General features: G+C 79.6%; 1 pseudogene. It reads right to left on the reverse strand.

Annotated elements, in window-relative coordinates:
* A pseudogene (locus GT042_RS18010) lies at positions 1 to 353 on the reverse strand (ATP-binding cassette domain-containing protein); the annotation flags it as partial.
* Between the last annotated feature and the right edge of the window lie 317 nt (positions 354 to 670).

A 670-nucleotide genomic window follows, 5' to 3' on the forward strand; every position in this document is an offset into this window, starting at 1 on the left:
CGGCCCGCGAGATGGCCGACGCCGAGCCGGTCGAGCCACTGCTGGGCGTCCCGGCGCGCTTCGGCGCGGCGCACGCCGTGGGCGCGCAGGCCGTAGGCGGTGTTGGCGAGGGCGTTGAGGTGGGGGAAGAGCGCACCGTTCTGCGGCACCCAGGCGACGTCGCGCCGGTGCGGCGCCAGGGCGGTGACGTCCAGGTCACCGAGGCGCAGCGTGGCGTGGGAGCGGGGGGTGAGCCCGAGGAGGGCCCGCAGGAGGGTGGTCTTGCCCGCGCCGTTGGGCCCGACGACGGCGATGGTGGTCCCGGGCTCGGCATCGAGGCTGAGGTGGGTGAACCCGGTGACCTCGGCGCGCAGCCGCCACGCGCCTGCGGCGGGCGCGGCGGGATCCGGTACGGCGCGCTTGCCGCGGAGGCGCCCCAGCGGTCCGCCCCTGCGGACACGCCCGCCGACGCCCCGGCCGCCAGGATCACCGGACGGCACGCGCCCGCCGACGCCGGCGAAACCGTCCGGAGGGGGCGCGTCGTGCCGGTCCTGCGTACTCCCCGCAGCGGGCGGAGCGTCCTGCTCGTCCGCGGCGGCAGGGCCGCCCGTATCGCGCGCGCGGCTCGGACGCCCGGCACCGCCGGTGCGTGTGGCACCCGGCGGGGCGGCCGGATCGGCCCCGGACGGGT

This window comes from Streptomyces sp. SID3212 (assembly GCF_009865405.1).
Classification (GTDB): Bacteria; Actinomycetota; Actinomycetes; order Streptomycetales; family Streptomycetaceae; genus Streptomyces.